This is a genomic window from Saccharothrix algeriensis (assembly GCF_016907655.1).
GTDB classification, from domain to species: Bacteria; Actinomycetota; Actinomycetes; order Mycobacteriales; family Pseudonocardiaceae; genus Actinosynnema; species Actinosynnema algeriense.
Window position 1 is genome coordinate 5256591 of the sequence record NZ_JAFBCL010000001.1, and the last position, 20208, is coordinate 5276798.

Genomic DNA, 20208 nt, shown 5'->3' on the forward strand with positions numbered 1-20208 from the left:
GACGGTGGAGCGGTGCTCTAGAGCGCTACTCTATCGACGTGAGGTCGGATCGTCAGCAGGCCGTGCTCGACGCGGCCCTGGCGTTGGTGGAAGCGGGGCAACCGGTCACCATCGGCGCCCTGACCGCGCGGTCCGGCGTGTCCAACGGCAGCATCTACCACCACTTCGGCAGCCGGGCGGGCGTGTTCGAGGTGCTCTACGACGACAGCTTCGCGCTCTGCGTGGCCGCGATGACGCCCGCTCTCGCGGCGGGGGGCGCGGAGGAGGTCGTGCGCGGACTGGCCGTGCGCTACCTGGACTGGGTGGCCGCCAACCCCGCTCGGGCGCGCTTCCTCTACACCGCACCGCTGACCGTCGACCCGGCCGTGAAGGCCGCCGCCTTCGCGCCGGTCGCGCAGTGGTTCGCCGAGCAGGCCGAGCGGGGCAGGGTGCGCGGGATCCCCTCGTGGGCCCTGGACCCCGTCGTCATGGGCCCCGCGCACGAGTGCGCGCGCCGCTTCCTGCTCGGCCTCGTGGACCTGGCCGAGGCGCGGGAGTTGGTGGCGGATGCGGTGTGGGGCGCCGTCGCGCCTCTAGGGTGAGCGCATGGCTTCTTGGGGAGACCTCTCGGCGTACGTCCGGGACACCTACGACGTGATCTCCGAGCAGGGCGACGAGATCCGCATCCTGTTCAGCTTCGAGCAGTTCGACGAGGACGACGAGCGCACCCAGGTGATCATCCTGGTCCGCGAGGTCCTGGACCGGCTGCACGAGTGGGTGCAGATCGCGTCCCCGATCGGCCTGGCGGCCGACATCGACCTGCGCGCGCTGCTGGAGGAAGTCGGCAACTCCACCATCGCCTGCGGCGCGGCCATCATGGGCGACCACGTCGTCCTGCGCCACTCCCTCCCGTTGGTGGACCTGGACATCCACGAGTTCACCGACCCGTTGGCCCTGCTGGCCGGCACCGCGGACCAGCTGGAGGAGCAGTTCTTCGGCGGGGACAACTACTAGGACGCGCACCCCCTCCACCGACCCGCACACCGACCACTACCGGCAGCCCGCAGCTCTCGGCTCGGCACGCCCCGTGCAGTCCGGTGCCTTCGTGTTCTCCCCGTATGGCCTGCCCGGAGGGCTACCATGCTTTTCCTGGGGGTGCAAGCACGCTTTTCGCTTGCACCCCCAGGAAAAGCATGGTCGTCTTTGACAGGTCATGCGGGGAGAACACGACCGCTGTTTCTTTTCATTCTCCTTGGCGGCCTGCCTGTCCGGCGAGGACTCTTTTAATCTTTTCAGCCTCGGGCGGTACAGCACCGAATCTCACCCGGATCCGTGCGCGACACGAGTATGAAGAGCGGCCGAGAGGCCCCCAAGGAGGAGGAAAAGAAAGGGCGGTCGTGTTCTCCTCCCCGTACGGCCTGCCGGAGGCAATCATGCCGAGCAGGGGGTGTCAAGCGGTGAAGCGTGCTTGACACCCCCTGCTCGGCATGATTGGGCTGCGCCCAGGCCGTACGGGGAGGAGAACACGAAGACACCGGTATGTGCACGAGGTGCACTGCCGCTGTGTGCAAAGCGCAAGAGGTGCACTGCTGCTGTGTGCAGCGTGCAGGGGTGCGCTGGTAGCGCTGTGCTCGGCCTCGGCCTCGGCCTCGGCCTGGGTTCGGGTTCGGGTTCGGTGGTGGGGGAGTACGGGGCTGCCGGCGTGGGAACCCCTCGGCGGGCAGGCGGGTGGGTGTCGGCGGCGTCGAGGTGGTCCGGACGAGGAGGGCGTGGTCGTGGCCGGTGTCGCCACCCGGTGCCGGCCCCAACCCATTCGGAAGGTGAATCGCGTGCCCAGAGCGCCCCGTCGCACTACGCCTACCCTGTCCGCTGTGTACGAGTCGATGACGGTTCAGGTCCGAGCGGGCTTGGGGGAGTGGCGGCTGGTGGAGGCCGTCCAGGAGCTGTCCGACCGGCACGGGGTGCTGCGCGACGCGGTCGCCGACGTCCGCCGCGTGGCCAAGCCCGACCTGCCCCGCGCGAGCGCCGAGGTGATCGCCGCCGCGCCCCGCCGCGCCGCCGCCTTCCAGGCCGTCTGGCTGGACGCCGAGGACGAGGGGCGGCTGGTCCTGCTGGCCCGTGACGAGGTGCTGGCCGAACTGCCGTGGCACGTCCTGCTGCCCGAACTCGTCGCCGCCTGGAAGGCGCACGCCCCTGTCCGGATCCCGGTCCAGACCCGCTGACCCGACCGCCCGACCGGGCCGGGGACCGCAACCGGGCCGGGGACCAGGCCGAGGGCCGCAATCGCGACCGGGGCCGGGCCGGAGCCGCGACCGCTCAGCCCACCGGCCAGGTGTGCACGGGTTCGTTGCTGTGCATGAGGTCCCGGTAGGTCCGCAGCATCCGGCGCAACGCCTCGGGCCGGTCCAGCGACGAGTGGTCGTAGTGGCGGTGGAAGGTGCGGGCCTGCCACGTCGCCCCGTTCACCCCGGACAGGCACCGCTGCTCGACCACGCCGAGCAGCCGGTCCCGCTCCTCCGCCGCCACGCCGAGCTTCACCAGCCCCTCGTGCGCCAGCGGGAGCAGGCGGCGCAGGACCAGTTCCGCCGCCGGCACCGTGCCCAGCCCCGGCCAGTACACCTGCGCGTCGATGCCGTGCCGCGCGCCGGCGGTGAAGTTGTCCTCGGCCGCGCTGAACGACATCTGCGACCACAGCGGGCGCTCCTCCTCGGCCAGCATCCGCACCAGCCCGTAGTAGAAGGCCCCGTTGGCCAGCGTGTCCACGACCGTCGGCCCGGCCGGCAGGACGCGGTTCTCCACCCTCAGGTGCGGCCGGTCCCGCACCACGTCGTACACCGGCCGGTTCCACCGGTAGATGGTGCCGTTGTGCAGGCGCAGCTCCGCCAGCGACGGCGTGTCGCCGCGCTCGAGCACCCGCTCCGGGTCCTCCTCGTCGCAGATGGGCAGCAGCGCCGGGAAGTACCGGACGTTCTCCTCGAACAGGTCGAAGATCGACGTGATCCACCGCTCGCCGAACCACACCCGCGGCCGGACGCCCTGCTCCTTCAGCTCGTCGCTGCGGGTGTCGGTCGCCTGCTGGAACAGCGCGATCCGCGTCTCCCGCCACAGCTCCTTGCCCAGCAGGAACGGCGAGTTCGCCCCCACCGCCACCTGCACGCCCGCGATCGCCTGCGCCGCGTTCCAGTAGCCCGCGAACGAGTCGGGCGACACCTGGAGGTGGAACTGCGCAGAGGTGCACGCCGCCTCGGGCACGATCGAGTCGGCCGTCATCCGGAGCTTCTCCACCCCGCCGATGGCGATCTGCAGGTCCTCACCGCGCGCGGCGAGCACCTGCTCGTTGAGCAGCGCGTAGCGCGGGTTGCCCGACAGCGCGTCCGGCGCCATGTGCCTGGCCTGCAGCGTCGGCAGGATGCCGACCATCACCATGTGCGAGCCGACCTCGCGCGCCTTGCGGTCGGCCTCGTTGAGCGACTCCCGCACCACCGACTCGAACCCGCCGATCCCGCCCGAGTCCAGCGGCCGGGGCGCGACGTTGATCTCCAGGTTCCACTGGCCCAGCTCGGTGACGAAGTCGGGGTCGGCGATCGCCTCCAGCGCCTCCGCGTTGCGCATGGCCGGGTCGCCCGCGTCGTCCACGAGGTTCATCTCGATCTCCAGCCCGGTCATGGGCCGCTCGAACTCGAACCGGGACTCCCGCAGCATCCGGGCGAACACGTCCAGGCAGCTGCGCACCTTCGTGCGGTACCGCGTGCGGTCGTCGCGGGTGAACTCGTGCCTTGCCACCTCGTCGCCCATGATCGCCTCCTAGGTCGTCAAGGCAGGTACCGCGATCGCGGTCACCACAAACCCCTCCCGGACCAGCCAGCGACCGGTGAAGCCCGTCAGCGGCGCGCCGTCCACGACCGGCGGCTCGACCAGGATGCGCGCGCTGAAGGTGCCGTCGTCGGGGTTGATGGTCAGCTCGGCCTCCTCGAAGCCCAGCCACAGCCGCGTCAGCGGGAACCACGCCTTGTAGACCGTCTCCTTCGCGCTGAACAGCAACCGGTCCCACGCGACCTTGTTCCCCGCCGCGCCCAGCCGCGAAACCATCGCCAGCTCCGGCGGCAGCGCGATCGCGCCCAGCACGCCCGGCGGCGTCGGCTCGTTGGGCTCGGCGTCGATGCCGATCGTCCGGATCTCGCTGGTCAGGCCCACCGCCGCCGCCCGGTAGCCCGCGCAGTGGGTGATGCTGCCCACCACGCCCTCCGGCCAGACGGGCGCGCGGCGCTCGCCCGGCAGCAGCGGCGCCGGCGCGACGCCCAGCCGGCCCAGCGCCGTGCGCGCGCAGTGGCGGCCGGTGGTGAACTCCCGGCGGCGCTTGTCCACGGCGTTCGCGACGAGCCGCTCCTCCTCGGGGAACAGCTCCACCTCGTGGTCGGTGAACGTGTCCTCGGCCGCGACCGCCGGGGGCAGGATGTCGGTGATCACCGGGCGTCGTCCTCCCGCAGCACGTCCAGCAGCGGCGCGCGCGTCCAGCCGCGGGGCTGCCACTCGCGCGGGTAGCCCAGCGACACCTCGTCGAACCGCACGCCGTCCTTGCGGATCGTGCGGGGGATGTGCAGGTGGCCGTACACCGCGACCGCCGCCCGGTAGCGCAGGTGCCAGTCGGCGGTGCGCTCGGTGCCGCACCACAGCGCGAACTCCGGGTACCGCAGCACGTGCGTGGGCTCGCGCACCAGCGGCCAGTGGTTGACCAGCACCGTGCGCAGCCCGGGGTCGACCGCGTCCAGCCGGCGCTCGGACTCCTCGACGCGGACCGCGCACCACGCCTCGCGGCTGGGGTACGGGTCGTGGTGCAGGAAGTACTCGTCGGTGCACACGATCCCGGCCTCCTGCGCCACGGCCAGCGCGGAGGTCTTGTCGGTCGTCCCGGCGGGCCGGAACGTGTAGTCGTAGAGGGTGAACAGCGGCGCCACCGCCACCGGGCCGCCCGCGCCCTCGAACACCGCGAACTCGTCCTCCGGGGTGAGCACGCCGATGGCGCGGCACAGCTCCACCAGCTGCTTGTAGCGCACCTCGCCGCGCGACTGCACCGGGTCGTCCTTCACCGTCCACAGCTCGTGGTTGCCCGGCGACCACACCACCCGGCGGAAGCGCTTGCGCAGGGTCGTCAGCGCCCACTCGACGTCGGCGAACTTCTCGGCCACGTCACCGGCCACGATCAGCCAGTCGTCGGGTGAGTGCGGCTCGATGGCCGAGACGAAGTCGCGGTTCTGCCGGTAGGTCACGTGCAGGTCGCTGGTGGCGAGCAGGCGCGGTGTCACGGGTCGAGGGTATCCGGCTCCGCGGGCCGCCAGAGGCCCTTCCCGAACCGACCGCTCGCCCGTTCGTCGCGCGTGGGGAGCCGTTGAGCGGCATGCTGGGGTCCGTGTGACGCTGACTAACCCCGCTCGGCCGGTACGTGCTTACCCGTGAGCGGCCGGCTTCCTAGCGTGATGGGCATCACGGCAGTCCTGTGGCGGAGGACCTGATGACCGACTACGCACGACCCGCGCAGCCGTTCGGCCGCACGGTGGGCGCCGAGATCGCCCGGCAGGCCCAGCAGCACGCCCACCCGGCCGTCGCGCCCCGGCGCGACGACGCGGCGCTGGCGACCCTGCTGCGCGCCCGCCAGCGCGGCGACGCCCAGCGCCAGGAGCCGTGGGTGCGCCGCGCGCCGGCCGTGCCGCCGAAGCCGCCGCACGCCGACGTGATCGAGCAGCTGGCCGCCCGCCTGGTGCCGCCGTCGCTGTGGGCGATGGTCGAGCCGCTGATCCCGCCGGCGAAGGTCCGCCGGCAGGGCGGCGGGCGCGGGCGGGTGTCCGACCGCGCCGTCTTCACGGCCATCGTGTTCGTCCTGACCAGCGGCTGCGCCTGGCGGCACCTGCCGGCGACGTTCGGCGTGACCGTGCCCACCGTGCACCGCCGGTTCCAGGAGTGGACCGAGACGGGGCTGTGGCTGCGCCTGCGCCGGGTGGCGCTGGAGACCTCGTCGGCGGACGCGGAGTGGCTGCGCCTGGTGCTGGAGGCGGCCGAGCGGCGCGGCAACCGGGCGGCCGGCTGACCCTGGTGGGGGCGGTCGAGCCGGCGGCGCCGCACGGTCTCCGCCGATTCACCCGTCGGTGCAGCTGAATCCCTCGTCCGGGGAGGCGGTGGGATGCGCTAATGAGCTGGTCGTCCCCTCACCGCCGGAGGCGCCAGTGCCCGTGACACCGACGATCCCCGACACCCCGCGCCCGCCGCCCGGAGGCCGGCCGGGCCGCGGCACGGAGTGGTTCTGACCGCTCGCGCACCCCGGGTCGGCGCCCGCCGGGTCGCGCGCGCCGCCCGGCGGGGCTTCGGGTTCGCGCACCGCCGGCGGCCCCGGGCCGCCGCTACGCGTGCACCCCCGCCTGGTACTTCGGCACGCGCACGCTGACCTTCGTGCCCAGCCCCCGCTCGGTCTCCACGACCAGGCCGTAGTCGTCGCCGTAGCAGCGCCGCAGGCGCTCGTCGATGTTGCCCAGCCCGATCCCGGCGGTTTCCCCGACCTGGCCGGCCAGGGTGCGGCGCAGCGCCTCGGGGTCCATGCCGATCCCGTCGTCCTCGACGGTGATGTGCGCCTCCTCGCCCGCGTCCGCGGCCAGGATCGAGATGTGGCCCGGCCCGACCTTGCCCTCCATGCCGTGCCGCACGGCGTTCTCCACCAGCGGTTGCAGGCACAGGAACGGCACGGTCACCGGCAGCACCTCGGGCGCGATCTGGAGCGTCACCTTCAGCCGCTCGCCGAACCGCGCCCGCTCCAGCGCCAGGTACTGGTCGATCGACCGCAGCTCCTCGGCCAGCGTCGTGAAGTCGCCCGCCCGCCGGAACGAGTAGCGGGTGAAGTCGGCGAAGTCCAGCAGCAGCGTCCGCGCCCGCTCGGGGTTGGTCCGCACGTAGGAGGCGATGGCCGACAGCGAGTTGTAGATGAAGTGCGGCGAGATCTGCGCCCGCAGCGCCCGCACCTCGGCCTCCACCAGCCGCGTGCGCGAGCGGTCCAGCTCGGCCAGTTCGAGCTGGCCCGACGCCCACCGCGCGACCTCGTTGGTGGCCCGTACCAGCCCGGCCGAGGGCTCCCGGCTGTACGCGGCGAGCACGCCGACCACCCGCCCCTCCACGGCCAGCGGCGCGAGGACCGCGGTGTGCACCGGGCAGTCCGGCTCGTCGCAAGAGATGTCGAACGCCCGCGTGCGGCCCGTGCCGAACACGTCGCGGGCCAGGCGCATCGCGTCGGCGGCGTGGTGCTCGCCGACGCCCTCCCACGCCACGACCTCGCTCTCGTCGGTCAGCGCCAGCGCGGGCGTGCCCAGCAGCGTCCGCAGGTGCCTGGCCGACTTCCGGGCCGCCTCCGGCGCCAGCCCGGCGCGCAGCGGCGGCGCGGCCGACCACGCGGTGTGCAGCGTCTCGAACGTGATCCGCTGCTCCTGGGTCAGGAAGTCGTCGCGGGCGCGGGAGGTCCGCCACAGCGTGATCACCACCGCCAGGCCCGCCAGCAGGATCGCGCCCGCCGTCCACACCCCGGTCACAGCCGGTCCTGGCTGCGCAGACCCAGGTTCTCCGGCGCGTGCAGCCGCACCATGACGTGGTTCACCCCCGGTGGCACCCTGCGCGGTGTCAGCAGCGACACCGCGTACATCACGACGAACCCCAGCGGCACCGTCCACGCCGCCGGCCGCGCCAGGAACACGTTCCCGCCGCCCGCGCCGATCGTGACCAGCCCCGCCACCAGCGCCGGCACGCCACCGGCCAGCATCCCCGCCACCGCGCCGGCGGTCGTGACCCGCGTGCTCCAGATGCCCAGCACCAGCAGCGGGCACAGCGAGGACGCGGCCACGGCGAACGCCAGCCCCACCATGTCGGCGACCGGCGCCTTGCCCACCAGCCAGGTCATCCCCAGCGGCACCACCACGGCCAGCACGGTGGCCACCCGGAACCCCCGGACCCCGCGCAACCGCAGCACGTCCCGGCTCAGCACCCCGGCCAGCGACACCATCAGGCCGGACGACGTGGACAGGAACGCCGCGAACGCGCCGCCCGCCACCAGGGCGCCGAGCAGCTGCCCGCCCAGCCCCTCCACCACCCGGCCGGGCAGCACCAGCACCACCGCGTCGGTGTCCCCGGTCATCAGCAGCTCGGGCGTGTAGAGCCGGCCCAGGGCGCCGTAGATGGGCGGCATCAGGTAGAAGACCCCCAGCAGCCCCAGCACGATCAGCGTCGTGCGCCGCGCCGCGCGCCCGTTCGGGTTGGTGTAGAAGCGGACGATGACGTGCGGCAGCCCCATGGTGCCCAGGAACGTCGCGATGATCAGCGAGTACACCGCGTACAGCGGGAAGCTCTCGCCGCCGCGCAGCGGCAGCGCCCAGGTCTCGTTGGTGTTCTGGGGGATCGACGACACCCTCGGCACCGCCGCGCCCGCCGGGAACACCAGCCGGGAACCGGCGGCCACGGTGTGGTCGCCGACCGGCAGCTCGGTCGGCCCGTCGACCCGCCGCCCGTCCACCACCCCGGTCCCCGTGAACACCACCGGCCGGTCCACCTGGACGGAGGTGTCGCCGTCGAAGCCGACCGCCGTCTCCGCGCGGAACACCGGCAGCTCCGGCCCGGACAGGTCGCGCGCGCCCTGCGCCTGCCACGCCACCACCAGGAACACCACGGGCACGGTGATCGCGGTGAGCTTGAGCCAGTACTGGAACGCCTGGACGAACGTGATGCTGCGCATCCCGCCGGAGGCGACGTTCGCCGTCACGACCACCGCCACGACCACCGCGCCGACCCAGTCGGGCGCGCCGGTCACGGTGTGCAGCGTCAGCCCGGCGCCCTGCAGCTGCGGCAGCAGGTACAGCCACCCGATGCCCAGCGCGAACACGCTGGCCACCGCGCGCACCACCGGGGAGCGGAACCGCGCCTCCGCGAAGTCCGGCAGCGTGTACGCGCCGCTGCGCCGCAGCGGGGCCGCCACCAGCGCCAGCAGCACGAGGTAGCCCGCCGTGTACCCGACCGGGAACCACAGCATGTCCGGCCCGTGCGCGAAGATCAGCCCGGCGATGCCGACGAACGAGGCCGCCGACAGGTACTCCCCGCCGATGGCGGAGGCGTTCCACCACGGCGACACCGTCCGCGACGCGACGTAGAAGTCCGACGTCGTCCGCGAGATGCGCAGCCCGTACGCGCCCACCAGCATCGTGCCGAGCGCGACCGCCACGACCGCGATGACGCCGTAGGTGCTGCTCACGAGCGCTCCACCAGCTCGGCGAACTCCCGCTCGCCGCGCTCGGCCTGCCGCACGTAGCACCAGCCCGCCAGCACGAACAGCGGGAACACCAGCCCGCCCAGCAGCAGCCACGGCAGCGGCAGCCCGAACAGCCGCTGCGCCGCCACCGACGGGGCCAGCGCGAACACCAGCGGCAGCGCGGCGACGCTGCCGCACACCACCGCGCACAGCAGCAGCCCGAGCCGCCGCTGCGCGCGGATCAGCGACCGCATGTAGACCGCGCCCAGCTCGCTCTGCTCGTCGATCTCCCGGGACGCGGGGTAGGGCCGCGGCACGCGCGGCGCGCGGGTCCGCGGGCTGGTCACCACCACCCGCTGCCGGGCGGGCGGGCGCTCCGGGTTCACGGCGACTGCCGGTTGCGCCGCACCAGGAGCTGCCGCAGGTGCCGGGCGTGCCGCCGGCTGACCGGCAGCACCGCGCCGCCGATGTTGACGCTCAGGTGCCCGTCCTCCAGCCGCAGCTCGTCGATGTGCCCGAGGGACACCAGGTGGCTGCGGTGGATGCGCACGAACCCGGCCGACCGCCACCGCTCTTCCAGCCCGTTCAGCGCGGCCCGCACCAGCCCGCTGCCGGTGGCGGTGTGCAGCCGCGCGTAGTCGCCGTGCGCCTCGACGTACCGGATGTCCGCCAGCCGGATGAACCGGGTGATCCCGCCCAGCTCCACCGGGATCACCTCGTCGCCGACGTCGGGCGCCTTCTCCGCCGGCGCGGCGGGCGCGGGCTCCGCCGGCTTCGAGTCCAGCACCTCGTGCACGATCCGGTGCACCGACTCGGCCAGCCGCTCCGGGCGCACCGGCTTGAGCAGGTAGTCCAGCGCCTTGAGCTCGAACGCCTCGACCGCGGGCTCCTGGTGCGCCGTGACGAACACGATCGGCGGCGGCTGCGCGAACCGGGACAGCACCCGCGCCAGGTCGAGCCCGTCCAGGCCGGGCATCCGGATGTCGAGGAAGACCGCGTCGACCGCCTGCCCGGCGTCCATGGCCCGGTGCAGCGTCCGCAGCGCCTTGGTCGCGTCGGTCACCCCTTCGACGTGCGCCACCCGCGGATCGGACCTCAGCAGGTAGGCGAGGTCGTCCAGGGCGGGGGCCTCGTCGTCCACCGCGAGCACCCGGAGCCTGCGCTCCAGTGCCCCGCGGCGTTCCGGCCCCTCGCAGATCGGGCAGGGCAGTCCTGACGTCATGCCGGTTCCAATGCGGGTCGACGGCGGCGGTGAGACCACTGAACGGCCATCCTCGCCGTTGTCGCAGCGGAGGGCAATGACGGATCGGCGCCCGCGGACCCCGTCCGCCGGGCGGGGCCGGGGACCGCTCGCGGCCCGCCGGCAACGCCTGCCGACAACGCCCGCCGCGCGGCCGGAAAGCCCCCCGGTCGACCGCGGGACCGCGGAAGTCCTGTCGTGCGAACGGTGATGCCCCGCAAGACGGCCGCTCACCGGGAACGCCCGGCGCCGCCGACAAGTACAATCACCTGCCGGACAAGGGCGATCGCCCGTCGGGCGGGCACAGCGTCGCGGCCGGAGTCGTGGCGCCACCGGCCGAAGTCTCGCTGCCACCGCGTCGAACCGCGCGACGGACCGACCACAGTGCACAGCCGTCGGTCGGACCGCGCAGCCGCGGACCGCGTAGCTGCGGACCGCGCAGCCGCGGACCGCAAGCGCGGACCGCAAGCGCCGATCGCGGGTCGGCCGCCCGATCGCGGGACCGGAGCGCCCACCGGGGCAGGGGCGCCCGACCGCGGCCCGGGAGCGCTCAGCCCGCACCCAGTTCGGCCGCCAGCTCCGCCGCGATCCGCGCGCACGCCTGGAACCCGCTGCGCCGCGCCAGGTCGAGCCCGGCCCGCGCGTGCCGGGCGGCCTCCGCGCGCCGCCCGTCCAGCGCCAGCGCCCGCACCAGCTCGACGTGCGACCGGGCCACCCCGTACCGGTAGCCGCACGAGGTCGCCAGCTCCAGCCCGCGCACGTGCGCCGCCACCGCGCGCCCCGGCTTGCCCAGGTGCCGCAGCACCACCCCCAGCGCGAGGTGCACCTCGGCCTCGATCCGCGGGCTGCCGCCCAGCTCCTGGACCAGCGCCAGCGACCGCTGGGCGGTCCGCAGCGCCTCCGCGTGCTCGCCGCCCGCGCACAGCGCGGCGGCCAGGTGCGCCATGCCCTCGGCCCGCGAGTGCCGCGAACCGCTCCGGTACCAGTCGGCCAGCGCCTGCCGCAGCAGCGCCACCGCCTCCGGGTACTCGCCCCGCGCGCTGTGGCACCGGGCCAGCAGGGAAGCGCACGCCGCCTCCAGGTTCACCCCCTCGGACGCCCGCGCCAGCGCCAGCCCCTCGGTCAACCGCTCGCGCGCCGCCCCGAACTCGCCGCGCACCAGGTGCAGCGCGCCCCACCCGCCCAGCGCCGCCACCCGGATGTGCGGGTTGCCCGGCTCCTGCTCGCCCAGCGCGGTCAACCGCGTGAACGCCGCGGTGGCCGCCGGGAAGTCGGCCAGGTCCAGGCCGATCACGCCGTCGAGCGCGGCGTGCAGCCACCGCGCCGGCCCCGTCGGGGCGGCCTCCCGCAGGTGCGCCCGCGCCGTCCGCAGGTTCCCGAGGTTGCGGTGCTCGGCGGCCAGGCACACCAGCATCGCCACCTCGGCGTCCCGGTCGCCCGCCGCGCGCGCCGCGCGCAGCGCGGACCCGATCGCCCGCACGAACTCCACGTGGTGGCCGTGCGAGCCGAAGTAGCCGCTCACCGCGTCGACCAGCCGCCAGGACAGCTCCGGCGACCCGGCCGACGCGCAGTGCTCCGTCGCCGCCAGCACGCTGGCCCGCTCCGCGGTCAGCCAGGCCCGCGCCGCGTCCGCCGACATGGTCGGCGGCGACGCCACCGGGCGCAGCTCCGGGTACAGCACGTCGCCGACCCGGACCGCCGTGCGCAGGTACCAGCCGAACAGCCGCTCGCGGGCCGCCGCCACGTCCTCGCCGGCCTCCCGGGCCCGGTCCACGGCGTAGTCGTGCAGCAGGTCGTGCAGCGCGAACCGGTCCGGACCCACCCGCTGCACCAGGTGCGCCGAGGCCAGCTCCTCCAGCAGCCGCCGGGCCTGCTCCTCGGGCGCGCCCAGCAGCGCCGCCGCGCCGAACGCGCTGAAGTCCGGCCCCGGCAGCAGCCCGGCCAGCCGGAACAGCCGCGCCGCGGCCCCGCCCAGCGCCGCGTAGGACAGGTCGAACGCCCGCCGCACGGCCGCCGTGTCGTCGTTGTCGACCGCCAGCGCGGTCAGCCGGTCCCCGGCGCTGAGCTCCGCCACGTAGGACTCGATGTCGGCGTGCGGCAGCCCGACCAGGTTGCCCAGCGCGATCCGCAGCGCCAGCGGCAGGTACCCGCACAGCCGGGCCAGCTCGGCGATCGCGTCGAACTGCGCCGTGGCCGCCTCCGGGCCCAGCGAGCGGGCGAGCAGCTTCCACGCCTCGTCGCTGCGCAGCACGTCCAGCCGGACCGGCGTGGCCCGCAGCGCGCCGCGCAGGTCGTTGCGGCTGGTGATGACGACCGAGCAGCCGGGCTCGCCGGGCAGCAGCGGCAGCACCTGCTCCACCGACGCGGCGTTGTCCAGCGTGATCAGCACCCGCCGCCCGCGCAGCCGCGCCCGGTAGCCGCGCACGAGGTCCTCCTCGTCCACCGGGATCCGGTCGGCCCGCACGCCCATCGCCCGCAGGAACCGGGCCAGCACCGCCGCGGTGGGCAGCGGCGGCGAGGTGGAGTGCCCGCGCAGGTTCGCGTACAGCTGCCCGTCCGGGTAGCGGTCGCGCACCGCGTGCCCCACCGTCGTGGCGAACGCCGTCTTGCCCACCCCCGGCGGCCCGCACACCACCACGGTCTCACCCGCCCGGGTCAGCAGCCCGGTCACCCGCGCCAGCTCCGCCGAGCGCCCCACGAAGTTGCCCACCGGCGCGGGCAGCTGGGACACCGGGGCCCACGCGTTCGCGGCCGGCTGGTGCAGCGCCGGGTCGCCGGTCAGGATCGCGCGGTGCACCGAGCGCAGCCCGTCGCTCGGGTCCACGCCCAGCTCGCGCGCCAGCGCCGTGCTGGCCTGCCGGTAGGCGTCCAGCGCGTCGGCCTGCCGGTCCGCCCGGTACAGCGCGACCATCAGCTGCGACCAGAACCGCTCCCGCAGCGGGTGCTGGGCGGTCAGCCGGCGCAGGTCCGCGATCACCTCGTCGCAGCGGCCCAGCCGCAGCTTGACGTCCACCAGCTCGGAGGTGACCCGCAGCCGCTGCTCGGCCAGGGCGGTCGCCTCGGTCTCGTGCAGCGACTCCGACGGCACGTCCGCCAGCGCCGTGCCGCGCCAGTGGGCCAGCGCCCGTTCGTACACCGCGCCCGCCCCGGCGAAGTCCTCCGCCGCCGCGAGCGCCGCGCCCCGCTCGGCCAGGTCGGTGAACCGGTGCAGGTCCAGCGCGTCGCGCGGCAGGTCGATCCGGTAGCCGGTGGGCGTGGTGCGGATCAGCTGCGGCTCGCCGAGGGCCCGGCGCAGCCGCATCACGTAGACCGGGATCGTCTGCGCGGCCCGGTCCGGCGGCGCCTCGCCCCACACCCGGCGGATCAGGTCGGCGGCGGGCACCGAGCGGTCGGCGCCCAGCAGCAGCGTCGCCAGGACGATCCGGTGCTTCGCGGCGGTGATCGGGACGATCCGACCGCCGCGGCGGACCAGGAGCGGTCCGAGCACGCCGAACTCGTCGTGCGACAGGGTCAATCGCCTCCGCTCCCTCCCGACCTGACATGCTGGTACCCCGGCTCGCGGGTGAGTACCACCGGATGGACCGAAGCGCTAGAGCGGACCGACTTCGGTGATCCGCACGGCCGCCGTGCCGCGCTCGTCGGACTCGGCGAGGTCGACCTCGGCGGTGAACCCCCAGTCGTGGTCGCCCGCGGGGTCGTCGAAGACCTGGCGGACCACCCAGCGGCCGGGCTCCTCGGTGATCACCAGCAGCGCCGGGCCGCGCGCGTCCGGGCCGGTGCCCAGCTCGCCGTGCTCCTCGAAGTACGGCTCCAGCGCGTCCTGCCAGTCCTGCGCGGTCCAGCCCGCGTCGCCGTCGAGCTGCCCGAGCTCGTGGTAGTTCCGGCGCGCGGCCAGCTCGACCCGGCGGAACAGCGCGTTGCGCACCAGCACCCGGAACGCGCGGGGGTTGCGGGTGACCGCCGGCGGGGCGTCGTCCAGCGCGGCCGGCGCGTCCTCGGCGCCGGGGTTGCGCAGCTTCTCCCACTCGTCGAGCAGGCTGGAGTCGACCTGGCGCACCATCTCGCCCAGCCACTCCACCAGGTCGTTGAGCTCCTCGGTCTTCGCGTCCCCGGGCACGGTCTGCCGCAGCGCCTTGTAGGCGTCGGCGAGGTAGCGCAGCACCAGGCCCTCCGAGCGGGCCAGCTGGTAGTGGGACACGTACTCGGCGAACGTCATCGCCCGCTCGTACATGTCGCGCACCACCGACTTCGGCGACAGGTGGTGGTCGGCGACCCACGGGTGCCCGCGCCGGTAGGTGGTGAACGCGGCCTCCAGCAGCTCGGCCAGCGGCCTGGGGTGCGTGACCTCCTCCAGCAGCTCCATGCGCTGGTCGTACTCGATGCCCTCGGCCTTCATCGCGCCGATCGCCTCGCCGCGCGCCTTGTGCTCCTGCGCGGACAGCACCTGGCGCGGGTCGTCCAGGGTGGACTCCACGATGGACAGCACGTCCAGCGCGTAACCCGGCGACTCCCGGTCCAGCAGGTCGAAGGCGGCCAGCGCGAACGGCGACAGCGGCTGGTTGAGCGCGAAGTTGACCTGCAGGTCCACGGTGAGCCGCACGTGCGGGCCGTCCCGCTCGACCACGCCGGCCGCCAGCAGCGCCCGGTACATCGAGATGGCGCGCAGGACGTGCCGGCGCTGCGCGGGCCGGTCCTCGTGGTTGTCCTCCAGCAGGTGCCGCATGGCGGCGAAGGTGTCGCCGGGGCGGCCGATCACGTTGAGCAGCATGGCGTGGCTGACCGCGAAGCTGGACGTGAGCGGTTCCGGCTCGGCGTTCTTGAGCCGCTCGAAGGTCTGGTCGCTCCACGAGACGAAGCCCTCGGGCGCCTTCTTGCGCACGACCTTGCGCCGCTTCTTCGGGTCGTCGCCGGCCTTGGCGAGCGCCTTCTCGTTCTCCACCACGTGGTCGGGCGCCTGCACCACGACCGTGCCCATCGTGTCGTAGCCGGCGCGCCCGGCGCGGCCCGCGATCTGGTGGAACTCGCGGGCCTTGAGGTGGCGGGTGCGCGTGCCGTCGTACTTGGACAGCGCGGTGAACACCACCGTGCGGATGGGGACGTTGATGCCGACGCCGAGGGTGTCCGTGCCGCAGATGACCTTCAGCAGCCCGGCCTGCGCGAGCTGCTCGACCAGCCGGCGGTACTTGGGCAGCATCCCCGCGTGGTGCACGCCGATCCCGTGGCGCACCAGGCGGGACAGGGTCTTGCCGAACCCGGAGGTGAACCGGAACCGGCCGATCGTGGCGGCGATGGCGTCCTTCTCGGCGCGGGTGGCGACGTTGACACTCATCAGCGACTGGGCGCGTTCGAGGGCGGAGGCTTGGGTGAAGTGCACGACGTAGATCGGCGCTTCGCTGCCGTGCAGCAGCTCCTCGATCGTCTCGTGCAGCGGGGTGGTGACGTACTGGAAGTTCAGCGGCACCGGGCGCTCGGCGGAGCGCACCGTGGTCGTCGCGCGGCCGGTGCGGCGGGTGAGGTCCTTCTCGAAGAAGGTGACGTCGCCGAGGGTGGCCGACATCAGCAGGAACTGCGCCTGCGGCAGCTCGACGATCGGCACCTGCCACGCCCAGCCGCGGTCGGGCTCGGAGTAGAAGTGGAACTCGTCCATCACGACCTGGCCGACGTCGGCGCCCGCGCCGTCGCGCAGGGCGATGTTGGCCAGGATCTCGGCCGTGCAGCAGATGATCGGCGCCGACTCGTTGACGCTGGCGTCGCCGGTCATCATGCCGACGTTCTCCGCGCCGAAGGTCTCGATCAGGGCGAAGAACTTCTCCGACACCAGGGCCTTGATCGGCGCGGTGTAGTAGGTCCGCTTGCCCTCGGCGAGGGCGGCGAAGTGCGCGCCGAGCGCGACCAGGCTCTTGCCCGAGCCGGTGGGGGTGCTGAGGATGACGTTCGAGCCGGAGACGATCTCGATCAGCGCCTCCTGCTGCGCGGGGTACAGCTCCAACCCCCGGTCGTGCGCCCACTCGGCGAAGGTTTCGTAGAGGAGGTCGGGGTCGGGGGTGGGCGGCAGCAGGTCGGTGAGAGTCATCGCAGGCAGATCATAGGGGGTGGGGGCGGGCGGCAGGGGGTGGGCGCGGAGGGGCGGCCCGCGCGCCCGGTGGCCGGCGGGCCGGCCCGACCCCGGTTCCGCCCGGTTCCGTCCTGGTTCCGCCGCGGTCCTCGTCCCGGTTCCTGCCCCGGTTCCGCCTCGCGCCCGATCCCGGTTCCGCCTCGCGCCCACTCCGGTCCCGGCCCCGGTTCCCGCCGCGGCCCGCTTCGGTTCCGCCCTCAGCCCCCCGCCGGTCGCGCTCCGGACCCGTCCCGGGCGCCGTCCGGATTCCCCTCCCCGGTGTCCGCGGATTCCCGCGCGATGGATTCCCGCGCGATCGGGTGGTGCACGGCCGGTGACCTGGATCGTTGTTGCACCGTGCTGGCCACAGCCGGGGAGTGGCAATTACCGTGGCGGCCGTGTCCGAACCGGTTGCAATGCACATGAGCGACGGCCTGCTGAACGCGCCGACCTCGCTGCTGTTCGTGGCCGTGGCCGTGATCGGGGTGGGGATCGCGCTGGTCAAGGCCCGCGGCGACCTCGACGACCGCACCGCGCCGATGGCGGGCCTGGTGGCGGCGTTCGTGTTCGCCACCCAGATGCTGAACTTCCCGGTCCTGCCCGGTGTCAGCGGGCACCTGCTGGGCGGCGCGCTCGCGGCGATCCTGGTCGGGCCGTGGGTCGGCGCGCTGTGCGTGACGATCGTGCTGGTGGTGCAGTCGCTGTTCTTCGCCGACGGCGGGGTGACGGCGCTGGGCGCGAACGTCACCAACATGGCGCTGATCGGCACCGCCGTCGGCTACCTGACCGCGGTGGCGCTGCGGTCGCTCGCCCGGCGCGGCAAGGGCGGCCTGGCGGCGGTCGCGTTCGTGTCCGCGCTGGTCAACACGGTGCTGGCGTCGTTCGGCTTCGTCCTGGAGTACGCGATCGGCGGTGCGGGCGGCGTGGGGTTCGGCACGGTCGCGGCAGCCGTCCTCGGCGTCCACGTGCTGATCGGCGTCGGCGAGGGCCTGATCACCGCGGTCACGGTGACGGCCGTGGCCGCCGCCCGGCCCGACCTCGTGTACCTGCTGCGCGGCGTGCCGCGGGAGTTGGAGCTGAAGTCGTGAAGCGCTTCTTCCTGGGGTTCGCGGTGGTCAGCCTGGTGCTCGCGGGCGTGTTCTCCTACTTCGCCGACTCCGACCCCGACGGCCTCGACCACGTCACCGAGGAGCACGGCATCGCCGAGCACGCCCGGGACCACCCGCTGGCGGGCGGGCCGCTGGCGGACTACGCGGTGGGCGGGGACGACCGGCTGACCGGGCTCGCCGGCGTGGTCGGCGTGGTGGTGACGCTGCTGGTCGCGGGCGGGCTGTTCTGGTTGCTGCGCAAGCGCTCCGGCTCGGGCTCGGCCTCCGGCCCCGGTCCGGCCCCCCGCTCCGGGGCGTGAGCGCCGGGCACGGGGTCCTGCACCGGCCGGGCGACTCGCCGGTCCACCGGCTGCCGCCGCAGGTGAAGGTCGTCGCCGCGGTGGTGGCCGTGCTGGGCGTGGTGGCGACGCCGCGCGAGGCGTTCTGGGCGTTCGGCCTCCACCTGCTCGCCCTCGTGGCCGTCTGGTCCGTCGCGCGCGTGCCGCCCGGCTGGTTCGCCCGCCGGGCGCTGATCGAGCTGCCGTTCGTGGTGCTGGCGCTGCTGCTGCCGTTCACCGGGTCGGGCGAGCGGGTCGAGGTGCTGGGCGTGCCGCTGTCGGTGGAGGGCGCGCTGGCCGGGTGGAACGTCCTGGCCAAGGGCACGCTCGGCGTCCTGGTCTCGCTGACCCTCGTCGCCACCACCGCGCCGCAGGAGCTGCTGCTGGGCCTGCAGCGGTTGCGGATGCCGTCGGTCATGGTCACCATCGCCACGCTGATGCTCCGCTACGCCGACGTGGTCGTGGCCGAGGCGAAGCGGATGCGGGTGGCGCGCATCTCGCGCGGTGACGACCCCCGGTTCCTGTGGCAGCTCGGGGCGACCGCGCGGGGTGTCGGCAGTCTGTTCATCCGCTCCTACGAGCGCGGCGAGCGCGTGCACCTGGCCATGGTGTCGCGCGGGTGGACGGGGCGGATGCCCGACGACCGGGGCGGGGCGCGCGCGGGTGCGCCCGGTGGTGAGGAGCGGGCCGGTGGTGGCGGGTTGCGCGTAGGGGCGTCCGGTGGCGGTGAGGCGCGGGGATCGCGGGCGGAGGTGCCCGGGGGCCGGGGCGGGCGGGCGTCCGGGGCCGCGCCGGCGCTGCTGGTGGAGCGGCTGGCGTTCGCCTACCCGGACGGGCGCCAGGCGCTGTTCGGGGTGGACCTGCGGGTCGAGCCGGGGGAGCGGGTCGCGCTGCTCGGGCCCAACGGCGCGGGCAAGACGACGCTCGTGCTGCACCTCAACGGCGTGCTCGGCGGCGGCAGCGGTCGCGTCGAGGTGGCCGGGCTGCCGGTGGTGAAGGAGAACCTGCGGGAGATCCGGCGCCGGGTCGGCGTGGTCTTCCAGGACCCCGACGACCAGCTGTTCCTGCCGACCGCCCGGCAGGACGTGGCGTTCGGGCCGGCGAACTTCGGGCTGCGCGGCGGCGAGCTGGACGCGCGGGTGGCGCAGGCGCTGGCGGCGGTGGGCATGGCCGAGGTCGCCGACCGCTCGCCGCTGCACCTGTCGGGCGGCCAGCGGCGGCGGGTGGCGCTGGCGACGGTGCTGGCCTGCGACCCGGAGGTGCTCGTGCTGGACGAGCCGTCGGCCAACCTGGAGCCGGTGGCCCGGCGGGAGCTGGCCGAGGTGCTGCTCGGCCTGGACCGGACGATGCTGATGGTCACCCACGACCTGCCTTACGCGCTGCAGCTGTGCCCGCGCAGCGTGCTGATCGACGGCGGGGTGGTGGTGGCCGACGGGCCGACGCGCGACCTGCTGTCCGACGCCGACCTGCTCGCCCGGCACCGGCTGGAGCTGCCCTTCGGGTTCCGCCTGGACTGACCGGCGTGCTTCAGGGGGCGGCGAGGCTGGGCGCCGGGGCGGTGGCGGCCAGTTCGGAGCGGGCCCCGTGCGGGCTGAGGCGGCGCATCCCCGCCGCGGCGCAGCGGCGCACCACTGCGGGGTGCTCGCGCAGCAGGCGCAGGCCCCGGCGGAGCAGGAGCGGGACGGGCTTGCGGGCCTCGGCCACGTCCCGGGCGAAGCGGCGGGCGAACGTGGTGACCGCGCCGGGGGCCAGCACGACCGCGTCGCGCAGCGCGCCCGCCTCGCGGCAGCCCGCCACCAGGCGGTCCGCGAACAGCCCCTCGGCGATGAACGGGCCGGGGGCCTCCACGACGCGGCGGCCGACCCGGCGGTCCTCGCCGAGCGCGTAGACCGGGGCCTCCACGCGGCCGGTGGTGGCCAGTTCGACCACCGCGCGCAGCGCGTCGTCGGTGTTCCACGAGGCTTCCGCGTCCCAGTCGGGGCGGCCCGCTTCGTCGCGCGGCAGCAGCGGGTCGTCGCCCTCGCGGTAGAAGTCGTCCAGCCGGAGCACCGGCCACCCCAGGTGGGCGGCGAGGGTCGACTTGCCGGAGCCGGACGGACCGGCGAGCAACACGGCACGTGCGTGAACGGCGGGTGACGGCACGGGGGACGATTGTCGCACGTCCGGTGCACCGGGGGGAACCGGCGCTTGTCCGACCGTGC

Annotated in this window: 16 protein-coding genes and 2 pseudogenes; 8 read left to right on the plus strand and 10 right to left on the minus strand. The window is 74.4% G+C overall.

The features are described 5' to 3' along the window. Positions 1–38 precede the first annotated feature (38 nt). From JOE68_RS24055 to JOE68_RS24065, 3 genes are all read left to right on the plus strand, one after another. A complete protein-coding gene (locus JOE68_RS24055) occupies positions 39–581 on the plus strand; it encodes a TetR/AcrR family transcriptional regulator (RefSeq protein WP_204844542.1) in 543 nt (180 codons plus the stop codon). A gap of 4 nt (positions 582–585) precedes the next feature. Next, a complete protein-coding gene (locus JOE68_RS24060) occupies positions 586–993 on the plus strand; it encodes a type III secretion system chaperone family protein (protein ID WP_204844543.1) in 408 nt (135 codons plus the stop codon). Positions 994–1850: 857 nt separating this feature from the next. Then, positions 1851–2201, plus strand: a complete 351-nt coding sequence (locus JOE68_RS24065; RefSeq protein WP_204844544.1) for a hypothetical protein — start codon at positions 1851–1853, stop codon at positions 2199–2201. A gap of 94 nt (positions 2202–2295) precedes the next feature. Here the strand turns inward: JOE68_RS24065 and JOE68_RS24070 are convergent, their stop codons facing one another. Genes JOE68_RS24070 through JOE68_RS24080 form a run of 3 tightly spaced genes read right to left on the minus strand, consistent with a single transcriptional unit; the run spans position 2296 to position 5282 of the window. Continuing rightward, a complete protein-coding gene (locus JOE68_RS24070; protein WP_204844545.1) occupies positions 2296–3774 on the minus strand; it encodes a glutamate-cysteine ligase family protein in 1479 nt (492 codons plus the stop codon). Positions 3775–3783: 9 nt separating this feature from the next. Beyond that, positions 3784–4446 (minus strand): 4'-phosphopantetheinyl transferase family protein, encoded by a 663-nt coding sequence (locus JOE68_RS24075; RefSeq protein ID WP_204844546.1) that lies wholly within the window; start codon positions 4444–4446, stop codon positions 3784–3786. Then, positions 4443–5282, minus strand: coding sequence for a metallophosphoesterase family protein (locus JOE68_RS24080; RefSeq protein WP_204844547.1), 840 nt, complete (start codon positions 5280–5282; stop codon positions 4443–4445). The genes JOE68_RS24075 and JOE68_RS24080 overlap by 4 nt, the downstream gene beginning before the upstream one ends. Before the next feature lie 425 nt (positions 5283–5707). Here JOE68_RS24080 and JOE68_RS24085 point away from each other — a divergent pair. Further along, positions 5708–6049, plus strand: a pseudogene (locus JOE68_RS24085) (transposase); the annotation flags it as partial. 322 nt (positions 6050–6371) lie between these two features. Here JOE68_RS24085 and JOE68_RS24090 read toward each other — a convergent pair. The 6 genes from JOE68_RS24090 to JOE68_RS24115 form a co-directional block, all read right to left on the minus strand. Next, a complete protein-coding gene (locus tag JOE68_RS24090) occupies positions 6372–7544 on the minus strand; it encodes a histidine kinase (protein ID WP_204844548.1) in 1173 nt (390 codons plus the stop codon). Then, positions 7541–9250, minus strand: a complete 1710-nt coding sequence (locus JOE68_RS24095; protein ID WP_204844549.1) for a sodium/solute symporter — start codon at positions 9248–9250, stop codon at positions 7541–7543. The genes JOE68_RS24090 and JOE68_RS24095 overlap by 4 nt, the downstream gene beginning before the upstream one ends. Beyond that, the gene (locus JOE68_RS24100) at positions 9247–9633 is read right to left on the minus strand and encodes a DUF485 domain-containing protein (protein ID WP_204844550.1); all 387 of its coding nucleotides are present in this window, start codon (positions 9631–9633) and stop codon (positions 9247–9249) included. Before JOE68_RS24100 ends, JOE68_RS24095 begins: the two co-directional genes overlap by 4 nt. Then, positions 9630–10469 carry a LytR/AlgR family response regulator transcription factor gene (locus tag JOE68_RS24105; protein ID WP_204844551.1) on the minus strand — a complete coding sequence of 280 codons (840 nt, stop codon included), beginning with the start codon at positions 10467–10469 and terminating at the stop codon, positions 9630–9632. Before JOE68_RS24105 ends, JOE68_RS24100 begins: the two co-directional genes overlap by 4 nt. A 568-nt stretch (positions 10470–11037) precedes the next feature. Then, positions 11038–14001, minus strand: a complete 2964-nt coding sequence (locus JOE68_RS24110) for an AfsR/SARP family transcriptional regulator (RefSeq protein ID WP_204844552.1) — start codon at positions 13999–14001, stop codon at positions 11038–11040. Between the two features lie 75 nt (positions 14002–14076). Further along, on the minus strand, positions 14077–16560 hold the full coding sequence (locus tag JOE68_RS24115; protein WP_204844553.1) for a DEAD/DEAH box helicase: 2484 nt from the start codon (positions 16558–16560) through the stop codon (positions 14077–14079). Positions 16561–16979: 419 nt separating this feature from the next. Between JOE68_RS24115 and JOE68_RS24120 the strand changes: the two genes are divergently transcribed. From JOE68_RS24120 to JOE68_RS31385, 4 genes and pseudogenes are all read left to right on the plus strand, one after another. Then, positions 16980–17669 carry an energy-coupling factor ABC transporter permease gene (locus JOE68_RS24120; RefSeq protein WP_204844554.1) on the plus strand — a complete coding sequence of 230 codons (690 nt, stop codon included), beginning with the start codon at positions 16980–16982 and terminating at the stop codon, positions 17667–17669. After that, entirely contained in the window at positions 17666–17989 is a 324-nt protein-coding gene (locus JOE68_RS24125; RefSeq protein ID WP_204844555.1) for a PDGLE domain-containing protein, read from the plus strand. Before JOE68_RS24120 ends, JOE68_RS24125 begins: the two co-directional genes overlap by 4 nt. Next, positions 17986–18624: pseudogene (gene cbiQ / locus JOE68_RS31380) on the plus strand (cobalt ECF transporter T component CbiQ); the annotation flags it as partial. The gene JOE68_RS24125 and the pseudogene cbiQ, both read left to right, overlap by 4 nt. Positions 18625–18759: 135 nt before the next feature. After that, positions 18760–19524: an energy-coupling factor ABC transporter ATP-binding protein gene (locus tag JOE68_RS31385; RefSeq protein ID WP_307820047.1), complete on the plus strand. Its 765-nt coding sequence runs from the start codon at positions 18760–18762 to the stop codon at positions 19522–19524. A 10-nt stretch (positions 19525–19534) separates the two neighbouring features. Here JOE68_RS31385 and JOE68_RS24135 read toward each other — a convergent pair whose 3' ends face one another. Beyond that, complete coding sequence (locus tag JOE68_RS24135; RefSeq protein WP_307819856.1) at positions 19535–20119, minus strand: uridine kinase family protein; 585 nt, start codon at positions 20117–20119, stop codon at positions 19535–19537. Between the last annotated feature and the right edge of the window lie 89 nt (positions 20120–20208).